At 67.7% G+C, this 14,233-nt stretch carries 12 protein-coding genes; 3 read left to right on the top strand and 9 right to left on the bottom strand.

All coding sequences use genetic code 11. The annotated features are described in order from the left end of the window. Nucleotides 1–12: 12 nt before the first annotated feature. From LGN10_RS04345 to hpnI, 8 genes are all read right to left on the bottom strand, one after another. The gene (locus LGN10_RS04345; RefSeq protein WP_006488736.1) at nt 13–813 is read right to left on the bottom strand and encodes an ABC transporter ATP-binding protein; all 801 of its coding nucleotides are present in this window, start codon (nt 811–813) and stop codon (nt 13–15) included. 20 nt (nt 814–833) lie between these two features. Next, nucleotides 834–1,547, bottom strand: coding sequence for an ABC transporter permease (locus LGN10_RS04350; RefSeq protein WP_059573964.1), 714 nt, complete (start codon nt 1,545–1,547; stop codon nt 834–836). Next, the gene (locus tag LGN10_RS04355) at nt 1,544–2,233 is read right to left on the bottom strand and encodes an ABC transporter permease (RefSeq protein WP_012328180.1); all 690 of its coding nucleotides are present in this window, start codon (nt 2,231–2,233) and stop codon (nt 1,544–1,546) included. The genes LGN10_RS04350 and LGN10_RS04355 overlap by 4 nt, the downstream gene beginning before the upstream one ends. Nucleotides 2,234–2,596: 363 nt before the next feature. After that, nucleotides 2,597–3,151, bottom strand: a complete 555-nt coding sequence (locus tag LGN10_RS04360) for a hypothetical protein (protein ID WP_060965778.1) — start codon at nt 3,149–3,151, stop codon at nt 2,597–2,599. Between the two features lie 88 nt (nt 3,152–3,239). Beyond that, nucleotides 3,240–4,289, bottom strand: coding sequence for an HpnL family protein (locus LGN10_RS04365; protein WP_226221964.1), 1,050 nt, complete (start codon nt 4,287–4,289; stop codon nt 3,240–3,242). Then, nucleotides 4,286–5,170, bottom strand: a complete 885-nt coding sequence (gene hpnK / locus LGN10_RS04370; RefSeq protein WP_060965776.1) for a hopanoid biosynthesis-associated protein HpnK — start codon at nt 5,168–5,170, stop codon at nt 4,286–4,288. The genes LGN10_RS04365 and hpnK overlap by 4 nt, the downstream gene beginning before the upstream one ends. A gap of 3 nt (nt 5,171–5,173) precedes the next feature. After that, nucleotides 5,174–6,616 carry a hopanoid biosynthesis associated radical SAM protein HpnJ gene (gene hpnJ, locus LGN10_RS04375; RefSeq protein ID WP_306532324.1) on the bottom strand — a complete coding sequence of 481 codons (1,443 nt, stop codon included), beginning with the start codon at nt 6,614–6,616 and terminating at the stop codon, nt 5,174–5,176. Nucleotides 6,617–6,751: 135 nt separating this feature from the next. After that, nucleotides 6,752–7,927, bottom strand: coding sequence for a bacteriohopanetetrol glucosamine biosynthesis glycosyltransferase HpnI (hpnI, locus tag LGN10_RS04380; protein ID WP_226221966.1), 1,176 nt, complete (start codon nt 7,925–7,927; stop codon nt 6,752–6,754). Between the two features lie 638 nt (nt 7,928–8,565). Between hpnI and LGN10_RS04385 the strand changes: the two genes are divergently transcribed. Next, the gene (locus tag LGN10_RS04385; RefSeq protein WP_059573969.1) at nt 8,566–9,564 is read left to right on the top strand and encodes an LLM class flavin-dependent oxidoreductase; all 999 of its coding nucleotides are present in this window, start codon (nt 8,566–8,568) and stop codon (nt 9,562–9,564) included. A 36-nt stretch (nt 9,565–9,600) separates the two neighbouring features. Here the strand turns inward: LGN10_RS04385 and LGN10_RS04390 are convergent, their stop codons facing one another. Beyond that, nucleotides 9,601–10,662, bottom strand: a complete 1,062-nt coding sequence (locus LGN10_RS04390; protein WP_226221968.1) for an alpha/beta fold hydrolase — start codon at nt 10,660–10,662, stop codon at nt 9,601–9,603. 185 nt (nt 10,663–10,847) lie between these two features. Between LGN10_RS04390 and pdxY the strand changes: the two genes are divergently transcribed. Both pdxY and LGN10_RS04400 read left to right on the top strand, forming a co-directional pair. After that, a complete protein-coding gene (gene pdxY, locus LGN10_RS04395) occupies nt 10,848–11,708 on the top strand; it encodes a pyridoxal kinase PdxY (protein WP_226221970.1) in 861 nt (286 codons plus the stop codon). A 253-nt stretch (nt 11,709–11,961) separates the two neighbouring features. Continuing rightward, complete coding sequence (locus LGN10_RS04400) at nt 11,962–14,106, top strand: phosphocholine-specific phospholipase C (protein ID WP_226221972.1); 2,145 nt, start codon at nt 11,962–11,964, stop codon at nt 14,104–14,106. Nucleotides 14,107–14,233: the final 127 nt, after the last annotated feature.

Below are 14,233 nucleotides of genomic sequence, written 5' to 3' on the forward strand. Positions count from 1 at the left end.
CGCCCTGTCGCGTTACTTGAGGCTGCCCGACAGGAACTGCTTGAGCCGCTCGCTCTGCGGACGCACCAGCACCTCCTTCGGATCGCCCTCTTCCTCGGTCCGCCCCTGATGCAGGAACATCACGTGGTTCGACACGTTGCGCGCGAATCCCATCTCGTGCGTGACGACGATCATCGTGCGGCCTTCCTCGGCCAGCTTCTGCATCACCTTCAGCACTTCGCCCACCAGCTCCGGATCGAGCGCGGAAGTCGGCTCGTCGAACAGCATCACGTCAGGATGCATCGCCAGCGCCCGCGCGATCGCCACGCGCTGCTGCTGGCCGCCCGACAAATGCGACGGATACTGCTTCTCGACGCGCGGCGGCAAACCGACCTTCTCCAGATACTCGCGCGCACGCTCCTCGGCCTCCTTCTTCGAAATGCCGAGCACGTGCACGGGCGCCTCCATCACGTTCTCCAGCACGTTCATGTGCGCCCACAGGTTGAAGTGCTGGAACACCATCGCAAGCTTCGTGCGGATGCGCTGCAACTGCTTGTGATCGGCGACTTCGAGCGCGCCGGCGCGGTCGGTCTTCGTGCGCACGGCCTCGCCGTCGACGACGATCTGCCCCGCATTCGGCCGCTCGAGGAAATTGATGCAGCGCAGGAACGTGCTCTTGCCCGAGCCGCTCGCGCCGATGATGCTGATGACGTCGCCGGCCTTCGCGTTCAGCGACACGCCCTTGAGCACCTCGTTGTCGCCATAGCGCTTGTGGATATCGACCGCGGCAAGCTTGACGGAAGCGGACGCGCTCGTTTGAGTGATCTCGGCCAACTGGCTCTCCTCGAAGTAATTCAATGACGGGCGGCCGCGAGATACGCGAGCCAGTGGCGCTCCGCGCGGCGAAACGCCGCGACGAGTGCGAACGATACCGCAAGATAGATCAGCGCGGCGATCCCGAACGACTGGAACGCCATGTAGGTCGCGGAATTGGCGTCGCGCGCGACCTTCAGGATGTCCGGCACGGTCGCCGTGAACGCGACGGTCGTCGCGTGCAGCATCAGGATCACCTCGTTGCTGTACAGCGGCAGCGCACGGCGCAGCGCCGACGGCAGGATCACGCGGCGGTACATCGTGAACGGCGACATCCCGTACGCGCGCGCCGCCTCGACCTCTCCATGCGGAATCGCACGGATCGCTCCGGCGAAGATCTCGGTGGTGTACGCGCAGGTGTTCAGCGCGAACGCGAGGATCGCGCAGTTGAAACCGCTGCGGAAAAACGCATCGAGCAGCGAGTGCGAGCGCACGAACTCGAGGCTGTACATGCCCGTGTACATCAGCAGCAACTGCACGTAGAGCGGCGTGCCGCGGAACACGTACGTGTAGAACCGCACGGGCGTCGACACCCACTTGTTCCTCGACACGCGCGCGACCGCGAGCGGCACCGCGCACACGAAGCCGAGCGAAATCGATGCGACGAGCAGCCACAGCGTGACCGCGAGGCCGGACAGGCGCTGGCCGTCCCAGAAAAGGAACGCCTTGCCGAATTCCTGAAGGATCTCGATCATAGTTCTGCGTGCCGCACGCCCATGGAATAACGCTTCTCGAGCTGGATCAGCACGAGGTTGGAAACGGTCGTGATCGCAAGGTAGATCAGCGCCGCGACGAGGATGAAGAAGAACATGTTGAACGTGCTCTTGCCGGCGTCCTGCGCGGCCTTCACGACGTCCGCGAGACCGATGATCGACACCAGCGCGGTCGCCTTCACGAGCACCTGCCAGTTGTTGCCGATGCCCGGCAGCGCAAAGCGCATCATCTGCGGAAACATGATCCGCGCGAACACGCGCGCGCCGCTCATCCCGTAAGCCGAACCGGCTTCGAGCTGGCCGCGCGGCACCGACAGGAATGCGCCGCGAAACGTCTCGGTGAAGTACGCGCCGTAGATGAAGCCGAGCGTCAGCACGCCGGCCACGAACGGATCGATGTCGATCTGGTTCCAGCCGACGAGGTCGGTGAACTGGTTCAGCCAGATCTGGATGCTGTAGAACAGCAGCAGCATCAGCACAAGATCGGGCACCGAGCGGATCAGCGTCGTATAACCGGTCGCGATCGCTCGCAGCACCCGGTTGTGCGACAGCTTCGCCACCGCGCCGATCAGCCCCAGCGCCACCGCGGTGGCGAGCGACAGCACCGACAGCTCGATGGTCTGCACGGTGCCGGCCCAGAGGACGGGACCAAAGCCGTAAAGGAACACGCGCGTCTCCAGAGTTGAATGAATGCCGACGCGCATGCCTGTCCCGCGCCGGAGTGACGCGGATAGTCGCAAGCGAAATTATTTGCCTCAAATCACCATGCGGGCGATTGCTGCGTCGCAACAATTCGTCCCACCATTTCTGCACACGACCTACGTCGCTGTTTCAAAAGGAAAAAAACCGCTCCCTGACAGTCGGATGACATGCCGGGAAGCGGTTTTTTTGCAATTTTCCGGTCGCTTTTTCGATATAGCGCCGGACTGGCCATCGGGCCGAATGGGCAGGTCGGGACACACGCCACACAATCGCTTGCTCATGCCCGCGACGCGCTGCGCGACTGGCTGAAGAAGCGCCGCGCGTGAGCGTCACCGCCCTTTCAGGATGTCGGAGCGCGAAGTCGTGTAGACGAGCCCGTCCGGGCCGAAATGAACGTTGAAGAACGCGTCGGTGTTGACGCCGTCCTCGAGCCAGCGCCAGCTCCAGACCGTCTCCGGCTTCAGCGGATACTGCGCGATGTCGCCGGGCTTGCCGAGCAGGCGCCGCACCTCCTCCTCGTCCATCCCCGGGCGCACTTTCGCGAAATTCTCGGCGGTCAGTACCTGCGTCGCGCCCGTGTAGCGCCCGTTCGCATCGAGATCGACGAACCAGGTCTGGTTGCCCATCGGGCCGCGCGGATATTCGAGACGCTTCGAGCCGTCGGTGAACGTGCGCTCGGTCTCGGGCTTGCCCATCGTGCCGCGCACGTCGGCCTCGGTCGATTCGCCGACCTTCAGCCCCTTCAGCAGCAGCGGCGCGGGCTTGATCGCGTTGAAGAAATCCCTGATACGTTGCACGTCGAGATGGCCCTGGTCGTCGCAACCGGTCAGCGCCAGCGCGGCGGCCAGCATCGTCACGGAAAGCAGCCGGAAACGGAAAATCATCGGAAGAATGGCGCGTGGAGAAAACACGCGGCAAGGATACCCGCGCGACGCCAAAAGCGCGAGACGGGCCGCGCGGGCCGTCCGCTGTTCAATGCGTCGTTTCGGTTTCGGTCCGGGTTTCGGGCGCCCGATTCGCCGGGGGCGCCGCGCGCGGCCCGGCCGGCGGCGCGCCCAGGCGGCGGCGCGTGCGCACCAGCTCGGCAAGCTGCCACGAGCCGAGCGCGAGGCAGCCGAACAGCACCTCGCGGCCGCGCTTGACCACCGCGAGCGACAGCGCCGTCTCGCGGTCGACGCCGAACATCTGCGCGAGCAGCACGACGGTCGCCTCCTGCACGCCGAGCCCGCCCGGCACCATGAACGCCGCATGACGCACGGCCTGCGTCATCGCCTCGATCGCGATCGCGCCGCCGATCGACACCGGGTGGCCGAGCAGCGCGAGCGCCCAATAGATCTCGAGCGCGCCGAGCACGTAGCCGGACAGTTGCCAGAAGAACGCGCTGAACAGCAGGCCCGTGCGCGACATCAGCGAATCGATGTCGGCGTCGAGCCGGCGGCCGTCGACGCCCTGCAGCAGCCGGTGCGAATCGCCGAGCAGGCGGCCCGCGAAACGCTCGATCGCATGGAAGATGCCGCCGCGCCGCATCAGCACCACGCCGAGCACCGGCAACGGCAGCGTCAGCAGCAGCGCGAGGCCGATCGTGCCGCCGCCCATGTTGTCGGTCGTCGAGAGCAGCAGCACGAGGCCGAGCGCCGCGAACGCATACTGGACGACGATCGTCACGAGCACCTCGACGATCACCGACGCGGTCACGCGGCTCGCGTCGGGCACCTGCCAGCGCGCGAGCCGGATGCCGACGATCTCGCCGCCGATGCCGACCACCGGCAGCAGCCGGTTCACCGCCTCGCGCACGGTCGCGATCCACCACAGGAACGGCAGCGAGCCGCGCCGGTCGAGCAGTTGGTGCCATGCGTACGCATCGAGCAACAGCGGCAGCGCGTGGAACGGCACGAGCCACAGCAGCGCGTAGCCGGCGCGCGCGAGCATCTGCGATACGTCATCGACGCCTTCGTGCAGCCCCAGCGCGAGCAGGATGCCGATGCCGATCGGCCAGCCGAGCCACTTGATCCACTTGCTCATGACGGCTGCGCTCCCGCTGCGCGCGACGCGTGCGCGCCGCGCCGCGCCGCAGGCCCGCCGAACACGTCGGCGAAGCCGCCGGTCGCGACGCCCGCCGCCTTCAGCGCGGCCGCGACGCGCGGCGACAGCAGCGCATCGAGTTCGTCGACCGGGCGATAGCCGGCCATCGTCGGCGTGATCGGGCCATCGCCCGCTTCGGCCGGATGGCAGTAGATCTCGCCGACGCCCGGCGGCAGCTTCGCGAGCGCGTCGAGCAGCACGGCCTCGTCCATCGCGCCCGTATGCTCGATGCCGACCACGTAGTCGTTGTGCGCGAGCCCCGCGCGGTCGAGCCGCGCGCGCACCAGCGCGATCCACGGCTTCAGCAGCGCGGGCGCGCTCGTTTCGTACGGCAGCCGTACCGCGCGCAGCCCGTAGTCGCGGCCGATCTCGACGATCATCGACAGCACGGTCGGATGCAGGTGGAAATGCTTGTGCGCGTTCACGTGGTCGAGCGGCAGGCCGCTCGCCGCGAACGCGTCGAACTGCGCACGGATTTCCCGGCGCAGTTGCGCGCGCACGTGCGGCAGGAAGAAGAAGCGACAACCGTCCTTCGCCATCGCGTCGCCGAAGCGCCCGTCGGGCCCGACGAGCGCGGGAATCTCATGCGCGGGCAGCGTGGCCGGCCCGTCCGCGAGCACCAGATGCAGCCCGACCGCGAGCGACGGCAGCCGCCGCGCGCGCTCGATCGCATCCTGCGCGGCGGGTGCGCCGACCATCAGGCTCGCGGCGTTCAGCACGCCGTCGCGGTGCGCGCGCTCGACCGCCGCGTTGACGCGTGGGTGCAGCCCGAAGTCGTCCGCGGTGAAGATCAGCGCCCGCGCCGCCCGCTGCGTCGCCACGGATCAGGCCTCGTGCGCGCGCAGGAAGCGGAAGAACTCGACGCCTTCGCGCAGGCGCCGCTTCATCATGTCCCAGCTCGTCAGCATCTCGCGCACGATTTCCCAGATCTTCGACGGACGGAAGTAGAACTCGCGATAGAACTGTTCGAGGTGGTGATAGATCTCGTCGCGCGACAGGTGCGCATAGCCGATCGCCGCGAGCTGCACGCCCTCCTTGCTGACGAGGTTGATCGTCTTGTTCTCTTCCATCCAGCCGTTTTCGACGGCCTGCTTGTACAGCGTCGTGCCCGGATACGGTGCGGCGAGCGACACCTGGATCGTGTGCGGGTTGATTTCCTTCGCGTACTCGATCGTCTTCTTGATGGTTTCCTTCGTCTCGCCCGGCAGCCCGAGGATGAAGGTGCCGTGGATCTTGATGCCGAGCTTCTTGCAGTCCGCGCTGAAGCGGCGCGCGAAATCGGTGCGCACGCCCTTCTTGATGTTCACGAGGATCTGGTCGTCGCCCGATTCGAAGCCGACCAGCAGCAGGCGCAAGCCGTTTTCCTTCATGATCTTCAGCGACTTGTACGGCACGTTGGCCTTCGCGTTGCACGACCAGGTCATGCCGAGCTTGCCCAGGCCGATCGCGATGGCTTCGGCGCGCGGCAGATCGTCGGTGAAGGTGTCGTCATCGAACATCAGCTCCTTCACTTCCGGCATGTTGTCGCGGATCCACTTCGCTTCCGCGAGCACGTTCTCGACCGAGCGCGTGCGGTAGCGATGCCCGCTGACCGTCTGCGGCCACAGGCAGAACGTGCAGCGCGACTTGCAGCCGCGGCCCGTGTAGATCGACACGTACGGATAGTTCAGGTAGCCGATGAAGTAGTTGTCGATCTTCAGGTCGCGCTTGTAGACGGGCGCGACGAACGGCAGTTCGTCCATGTTCTCGAGGATCGGACGCGCTTCGTTGTGCTCGATCGAGCCGTCCTTCGCGCGCCAGCTCAAGCCCTTGATCTCGGCGAACGGCTTGCCTTCGGCGAGCTCCTTGCAGGTGTAGTCGAATTCCTCGCGGCACACGAAGTCGATGGCGTCGCTCGCCGTGAGCGAGTTGTGCGGATCGACCATCACCTTCGCGCCCACCATGCCGACCAGCATCGACGGCTTCATCTTCTTCAGATCCTGCGCGAACATCGCGTCGGTCGGGAACGACGGCGTGCTCGTGTGGATGATCACGAGGTCGTAGTCGTTGGCGATCTTCAGCGTTTCCTCGACCGACAGGCCGTCGGCCGGCGCGTCGACGACGCGGCTGCCCGGCACGAGCGCGGCCGGCTGCGCGAGCCAGGTCGGATACCAGAAGGAACGGATTTCGCGCTTCGCCTGATAGCGCGAGCCGGCTCCGCCGTCGAAGCCGTCATACGAAGGGGCCTGCAAGAACAGCGTTTTCATGAATGCTCCGGTAGCCTGCATAGTTCGTTTCGTTACAACGATTCAGTCAAAAAATCCGCGGGCCGCCATGCCGGCGCCCGCCTCTTCGTCATGTCGCGCCGCGCGGCTGCGCCGTGCGACGCGTGTCGGCCCGCGGGCCGGGTCCGATCGCCAGCCCTAGCGGCCGTCCACTGCTTCCACGGCCGCCGTCGCGCGTTCGCCGCCGACGACCGTCATCCTCGCGCCGCGCCACACGACATGGGTGCCGAACACGGCCGCGAGCCACTCCAGCGCGAGCAGCGTGTCGCGCACCGGGACGAGCGGCAGGTCGCGCCAGAACGCGCGCCAGCCGTCCTCGCCGCGCGCGTGCAGCACGAGCCGCCCGAATGCGCCGAGCGCGGCCGCCCCGCCCGCCAGCGTGCCGGCGAAGGTGCCGTCGAGGCGCCACGCGAGCGCCGCGCCGATCGCGAGCCACGGCGCGGTAAACGTGATGAACAGGAACGCGAAGCCGGCCGGGTTCAGCGAACGGATCGTGCGCAGCCAGCGCGTCTCGCGGCGCCACAGCGGCCCGAACGACGGTTCGATCACGTCAGTCGCGACCTCGACCTCGGACAGCACGGTGCGCCGCCCGAGCCGACGCGGCAGCTCGGCCAGCCAGAAATCGTCCGCCAGTTCGTCCTTCAGTGCGAAGAGGCCGCCGATCCGCTCGAGCGTGTCGCGCGTGAGCGCGAGCGTCGCGCCGAAGCCGAAGCGGCTCGAGCGGCCGAGGTGCGTGATGCGCACCGACGGCGCGAACCAGGCGTCGACGAACAGCGCGCCGATGCGCGTCCAGAAGCCGCCGACGCTGCGCGCATGATACAGGCACGTGACGACCCCGACCGACGCGTCGGCGAGCGGCGCCGTCACGCGCTCCAGATAGTCGGGCTGCACCGCGATGTCGCTGTCCGCGATCACGATGCGTCCGTATTTCGCGCGCTCGGCGAGATTGATCAGGTTGCTGACCTTCAGGTTCTTGCCGTGCACGCGCGCGTCGACCACGAGCGTGATGTCGCACGCCGGATGAGCGGCGCGCAGCCGCTCGACGACGGCGATGGCCGGATCGGCCGGCGATGCGACGCCGAACAGCACCTCGTAGCAAGGGTGGCGCTGCGTGCAGAAGGTCGCGAGGTTGTCGTACAGGTGCGGCTCCGCGCCGCACAACGGCTTCAGCACGCTGACCGGCTCGAAGCCGTCGCGCACCGCCGTGCGCGGCGTGCGCGGCCGCGGCGCGAAGGCCGCGACGAGCGCATAGCCGGCCGCGGCGAGCGTGAACGCGATCAGGAGCCAGTCGAGCAGCGTGACGATCGGCGTCATGCGCGACGCCTCCCGGCGACCTGGGCGCCATGGCAAACGCTCGAGCGTGATTGAACGTGATGCGGTATTCCGACTACGACGAACGCGGGCACGACCCGACTCCTTGTTCCTGCAGCGTCTGTAATGGGGGAGGCACGACCCGTCGTTCGGGTGCGGCCATGCCCGGCTTCGCGTGGCGTATCCCCGCGCAGCGCCCGGACGGCATGCGGGAAGACTCGAATGGCTCCATCGGCACAAGATGGGCAGGCGCCGGATTTTAACAGTCGGCGCGCGCCCGGCGCTCGGCGTTCCGGGAAACGGACTAGTGCGATTCCAGCAAAGCTGAGCGGTCGACGAGCCCGATCGGCCCGGCCACGTTCACGTTAGCGTAAGTACTTTGCAGGCGTATTGCAGTCTTTAAAATCAGACATTTCGTGCAAATTTGTATGTCGATGCGGTTTCATTTCCAATCGCCGTAAAGTTTGGTCATTAATTGGCGATTGAATTGATTTTTGCAACGATCATCGCAAGGAACCCTGCGTCCCTGTAAGGCGCATGGGTATGCGCGCGCCGCCAGCACGTTCCGGAACCCTTTGGCAAAATCGTAGGCGTTTGTTGCGTCAGCGCATCACCACGCCACCCGTTTCGAAGGTCTTCCGATGACACCGTTTTCCGTACTCGATCTCGCCCCCATCCCGGCCGGCGCCGACGCCTCGCAAGCGTTCCGCAACACCGTCGATCTCGCACAGCACGCGGAACGCTGGGGCTACCGGCGCTACTGGCTGGCCGAGCATCACAACATGCCGGGCATCGCGAGCGCGGCCACCGCCGTCGTGATCGGCCACGTCGCGGGCGCCACGCGCACGATCCGGGTCGGCTCGGGCGGCATCATGCTGCCGAACCATGCGCCGCTCGTGATCGCCGAACAGTTCGGCACGCTCGCGTCGCTGTATCCGGGGCGCATCGACCTCGGCCTCGGCCGCGCGCCCGGCACCGACCAGACCACGTCGCGCGCGCTGCGCCGCGACCTGATCGGCAGCGCGGATTCGTTTCCGGACGACGTCGCGGAGCTGCAGCGCTACTTCGCGGAGCCGGTGCCCGGCCAGCGCGTGCGGGCGGTGCCCGGCGCGGGGCTCGACGTCCCGGTGTGGCTGCTCGGTTCGAGCCTGTTCAGCGCGCAGCTCGCGGCGATGCTCGGGCTGCCGTTCGCGTTCGCGTCGCACTTCGCGCCGGATTACCTGATGCGCGCGCTCGAGATCTATCGCGCGCAGTACCGGCCGTCGGCCGCGTGGCCGAAGCCGCATGCGATGGTGGGCGTCAACGTGTTCGCGGCCGAGACCGACGACGAGGCACGGCGCCTGTTCACGTCGCTGCAGCAGCAGTTCATCAACCTGCGGCGCGGCACGCCGGGCAAGCTGCCGCCGCCCGTCGACGTGCTCGAGGCGAACGAACTCGAACTCGCGACCGTCGCGCATTCGCTGTCGTTCGCGGCGGTCGGCTCGCGCGACACGGTGCGCGACAAGCTGCGCGAGCGCATCGCGCAGACGGGCGCCGACGAGCTGATCATCACCGCGCAGATCTACGATCACGCCGCGCGGCTGCGCTCGTTCGAACTGGCCGCGCAGATCCGCGACGAGCTCGCGAACGAGGCAGGCTGACCGCCCGACGGTGCGCGGCCGGCGGCCTGCTCCGCGTCACTGCGGGCGCACGGCCTCCAGCCCGTCGAGCAGCGCCTTGTGGAACGCGTCGGGGTCCTGGATCTGCGGCGCGTGCCCGAGCGCCGGGAATTCGACGAGCTGCGCGCCGGGAATCGCGGCCTGCGTGCGCTTCGCGAGCTCCGGATAGCGGCCGAGCTTCGCATGCACGTCGGGCGGCGCGGCGTCCTTGCCGATCGCGGTCGTGTCCTTGTCGCCGATCATCAACAGCGTCGGCACGCGGATCGCGCCGAATTCGTAGACCACCGGCTGCGTGAAGATCATGTCGTAGATCAGCGCGGAGTTCCACGCGACCGCGTCGCGGCCGGCGCCGCGATACATCCCGGCGAGCATCTGCACCCAACGCTCGTACGACGGCGACCACTTGCCCGCATAGTAGGTCGCCTGCTCGTAGCGGCGGATGCCGTCGGCCGTGGTCTTCTGCTCGCGCGCATACCAGTAGTCGACCGACAGCGGCGGCACGCCGAGCGCCTTCCAGTCCTCGAGGCCGATCGGGTTCACGAGCACGAGCTGGTCGGTCGCCTTCGGATACATCAGCGCGTAGCGGACCGCGAGCATCCCGCCCGTCGAATGGCCGATGATCGTCGCCGACTTCACGCCGAGCGATTCGAGCAGCGCGTGCGTGTTGCGCGCGAGTTGCTGGAAGCTGTACTGGTAGCGCTCGGGCTTCGACGACTTGCAGAAACCGATCTGGTCCGGCGCGATCACGCGATAGCCGGCGCGGCTCAGCACGTCGATCGTGTCTTCCCAGGTCGCCGCGCAGAAGTTCTTGCCGTGCAGCAGCACGACGGTGCGGCCGTTCGGGTGCGCGGGCTGCACGTCGAGGTACGCCATCTCGAGGGTTTCCCGCTGCGACACGAACGCGTACGCGTGCACGGGCGCCGGATACGCAAACCCTTCCAGCCGCGGGCCGTACGCGGGCCCGTCGTTGGCGGCGGGCGTCGCGGCAACGCCCGCAACGGGCAGCGCGCACGCGGCGGCGGCGCTCGCGCCGAGCACCGCGGCACGCGCGACGGACAACATCTTGCAAATCGAAAGCATGGCGATCACGGTGATGGGGGGACGCGCGCGGGCCGCCGGAGTGCAGCGGGACGGGCTCGCGCCCCGCGATTCTACGCGCTCGCGTGACGACGGCGCGCAACACTCCGGGGCCGCGCGACTTCCGCGCGTATGACGAACTCGGGTATCGTGTGACGTGACCCTGAAACGCGTGCAGGCGAATTCCCATGAAAAACGTCCTCAGCATTCAGTCGCACGTCATCTACGGCCATGCCGGCAACAGTGCGGCCGTGTTTCCGATGCAGCGCCTCGGCGTCAACGTCTGGCCGCTCAACACCGTCCAGTTGTCGAATCACATGCAGTACGGCCACTGGGCCGGCAGCGCGATCGATGCCGCGAAGATGGAACAGCTCGTCGACGGCATCGCCGCCATCGGCGCGCTCAAACGTTGCGACGCGGTGCTGTCCGGCTTCCTCGGCTCGCCGCCGCAGGCGCGCGCGGCGGTCGAGATCGTGCGCTCGGTGAAGGCGATGAATCCGAACGCGTGGTACTTCTGCGATCCGGCGATGGGCCAGACGGGCGGCATCCGGCCCGAGCCCGGCGTCGAGGAATTCATCGTCCAGGAGGTGCCCGCGCTCGCCGACGGCATGTCGCCGAACCATACCGAACTGCAGAAGCTCGCCGGGCGGCACATCGAGACCGTCGCCGAAGCCGTCGACGCCTGCCGCGCGCTGATCCGCCGCGGCCCGCAGATCATCCTCGTCAAGCACCTGCACGACCGCAACAGCCCGGCCGACCGTTTCAACATGCTCGCCGTCACCGAAACCGAAGCGTGGATCGGCCAGCGGCCGCTGTATGCGTTTCCGCGCCACCCGGTCGGCGTCGGCGACCTCACCAGCGCGATCTTCGTCGCGTGCCGGCTGCGCGGCGACTCCGTGCGCGCCGCGTTCGAACACACGCTCGCGGCCGTGCATGCGGTCGTGAAGGCCACCTACGACGCACGCCGTTACGAACTCGAACTCGTCGCCGCGCAGGACGAGATCGCCCGCCCGAGCGAATGGTTCGGCGCGTGGGTGACCGACGCCTGACGCGCCGGCACCGCGTTGCGCTGCTCCGCCGCGCTGCTTTCCTGCTTTCCCCGTTACACCACGACCGCCGGCGATGCGCATCCCGATACCGGTTCGCCGTCCATGCAAACGTTTCCGGACTTCACATGAATGACACCGATTCCTCGCTATGCTCGCGGCGGCACGCACCGACGCAGCCGCATCCTGCGATTCGGTGCGCGCCTTTCCCGCAGGTCCCGCCAATCGGCTCCCCCTTTACCGCACGATAACGACCATGACCCGATCGAACCGTCGTGACTTCCTGCGCGTCGCCGCCGGCACTGCCGGCGCCGCCGCGCTGAACCTGTTTCCGCCCGTGATCCGGGATGCGCTCGCGATTCCCGCGAACCGCCGCACCGGCACGATCCGCGACATCGAACACATCGTGATCCTGATGCAGGAGAACCGCTCGTTCGACCACTACTTCGGCACGATGCGCGGTGTCCGCGGCTTCGGCGACCCGCGCCCATTGCGCCTCGCGAACGGCAAGTCGGTGTTTCACCAGCCGGTCGGCCCGGCCGAACTGCTGCCGTTCCACCCCGGCGCGGACAAGCTCGGCCTGCAGTTCCTGCAGGACCTGCCGCACGGCTGGCAGGACATGCACGCCGCGTGGAACAAGGGCCGCTACGATCAGTGGGTGCCGAACAAGGGCACCACGACGATGGCGTACCTCAAGCGCGACGACATCCCGTTCCATTACCAGCTCGCCGACGCGTTCACGATCTGCGACGCGTACCACTGCGCGATCCCGAGCTCGACCGACCCGAACCGCTACTACATGTGGACGGGCTACGTCGGCAACGACGGCACGGGCGGCGGCCCGGTGCTCGGCAACGAGGAAAAGGGCTACGGCTGGACGACGTATCCGGAAGTGCTCGAACAGGCCGGCGTGTCGTGGAAGATCTACCAGGACGTCGGCACGGGGCTCGACGCGAACGGCTCGTGGGGCTGGACGCAGAACCCGTACATCGGCAACTACGGCGACAACGCGCTGCTCTACTTCAACCAGTACCGCACCGCGCTGCCCGGCACGCCGCTGTACGACAAGGCGCGCACCGGCACCAACATCAGCGCCGGCGGCACGCTGTTCGACGTGCTGCAACAGGACGTGAAGAACGGCACGCTGCCGCAGGTGTCGTGGATCTGCGCGCCGGAAGCGTATTCCGAGCACCCGAACTGGCCCGCGAACTACGGCGCGTGGTACATCGAGCAGGTGCTGAAGGCGCTCGTGTCGAATCCCGACGTGTGGAGCAAGACCGCCCTCTTCATCACGTACGACGAAAACGACGGCTTCTTCGATCACGTGCCGCCGCCGTTCGCGCCGCAGTCGCGCGAGAACGGGCTGTCGACGGTCGCGACGACCAACGAGGTTTTCGCCGGCGACGCATCGCACATGGCCGGCCCGTACGGGCTCGGGCCGCGCGTGCCGATGCTGGTCGTGTCGCCGTGGACCAAGGGCGGCTGGGTCTGCTCGCAGACCTTCGATCACACGTCGCTGCTGCAATTCATCGAGGCGCGGTTCGGCGCGCAGTATCCGGTCACGGCCGCCAACGTGTCGCCGTGGCGTCGCGCGGTGTGCGGCGACCTGACCGCCGCGTTCGATTTCGCGACGGCCGACGCCGGCTGGCCGACGCTGCCCGATACGAGCGGCTACGCGCCGCCGGATCGCAATCGCCACCCCGATTACATCCCGGTGCCGCCGGTGCTGCAGAAGCTGCCGAAACAGGAAGCCGGGCTGCGCCCGGCGCGCGCGCTGCCGTACGAGCTGTTCGTGCACGGCCGCGTCGAAGCCGCGAACGGCCAGTTCCGGCTGACCTTCGCGAACACGGGCCGCGCGGGCGCCGCGTTCCAGGTCCAGTCGCGCAACCGCGTCGACGGCCCGTGGACGTACACGGTCGAAGCCGGCAAACGCATCGCCGATACGTGGAGCGCGGCCGCGTCGCTCGGCCTGTACGACCTCGACGTATACGGCCCGAACGGCTTCTATTGCCATTTCCGCGGCCCGTTCGCGACCGGCGTCGGCAGCGCGAACGTGAACCCCGAAGTGATCTACGGCTACGACGTCGCGAACGGCAACATCACGCTGCGCCTGATGAACCGCGGCCACAAGGCCGTGCGGCTCAAGGTCACGAACGCGTACGGCCACGGTCACGCGCGTACGTTCGATCTCGCGCCGGGCGCGCACGTCGACGATTACTGGGACCTGCGCGGCAGCCACGGCTGGTACGACCTGACCGTCAGCGACGGCCAGCAGCTCGGCTTCCTGCGCCGCTTCGCCGGCCACGTCGAAACGGGCCGCCCGAGCACCAGCGACCCGCTGATCCGCACGACCGCGTCGCACGACGACGCCGAGGCCGCCTCGGACGCCCTGTCCGACTGACGTCGGCCCACGCGCGGCGCGGCCCCGACAGGCCGCGCCGCGCCCTTGCCCCGCACCGCTCCCCCCTTCTGCGCGCCCGTTCCGTTCGCGACGGGAAACTCCCGATACCGGCCGTGGCCGGTCGCGC

The organism is Burkholderia sp. AU32262, assembly GCF_020419985.1.
GTDB classification, from domain to species: Bacteria; Pseudomonadota; Gammaproteobacteria; order Burkholderiales; family Burkholderiaceae; genus Burkholderia; species Burkholderia semiarida.

What these genes read in the sequence shown, in the direction of transcription:
- LGN10_RS04350 (WP_059573964.1), bottom strand. Translation starts at nt 1,547, where the DNA reads ATGATCGAGATCCTTCAGGAATTCGGCAAGGCGTTCCTTTTCTGGGAC.
- LGN10_RS04385 (WP_059573969.1), top strand. Translation starts at nt 8,566, where the DNA reads ATGACACCGTTTTCCGTACTCGATCTCGCCCCCATCCCGGCCGGCGCC.
- LGN10_RS04365 (WP_226221964.1), bottom strand. Translation starts at nt 4,289, where the DNA reads ATGAGCAAGTGGATCAAGTGGCTCGGCTGGCCGATCGGCATCGGCATC.
- LGN10_RS04400 (WP_226221972.1), top strand. Translation starts at nt 11,962, where the DNA reads ATGACCCGATCGAACCGTCGTGACTTCCTGCGCGTCGCCGCCGGCACT.
- hpnJ (WP_306532324.1), bottom strand. Translation starts at nt 6,616, where the DNA reads ATGCAGGCTACCGGAGCATTCATGAAAACGCTGTTCTTGCAGGCCCCT.
- pdxY (WP_226221970.1), top strand. Translation starts at nt 10,848, where the DNA reads ATGAAAAACGTCCTCAGCATTCAGTCGCACGTCATCTACGGCCATGCC.
- LGN10_RS04360 (WP_060965778.1), bottom strand. Translation starts at nt 3,151, where the DNA reads ATGATTTTCCGTTTCCGGCTGCTTTCCGTGACGATGCTGGCCGCCGCG.
- hpnI (WP_226221966.1), bottom strand. Translation starts at nt 7,927, where the DNA reads ATGACGCCGATCGTCACGCTGCTCGACTGGCTCCTGATCGCGTTCACG.
- LGN10_RS04390 (WP_226221968.1), bottom strand. Translation starts at nt 10,662, where the DNA reads ATGCTTTCGATTTGCAAGATGTTGTCCGTCGCGCGTGCCGCGGTGCTC.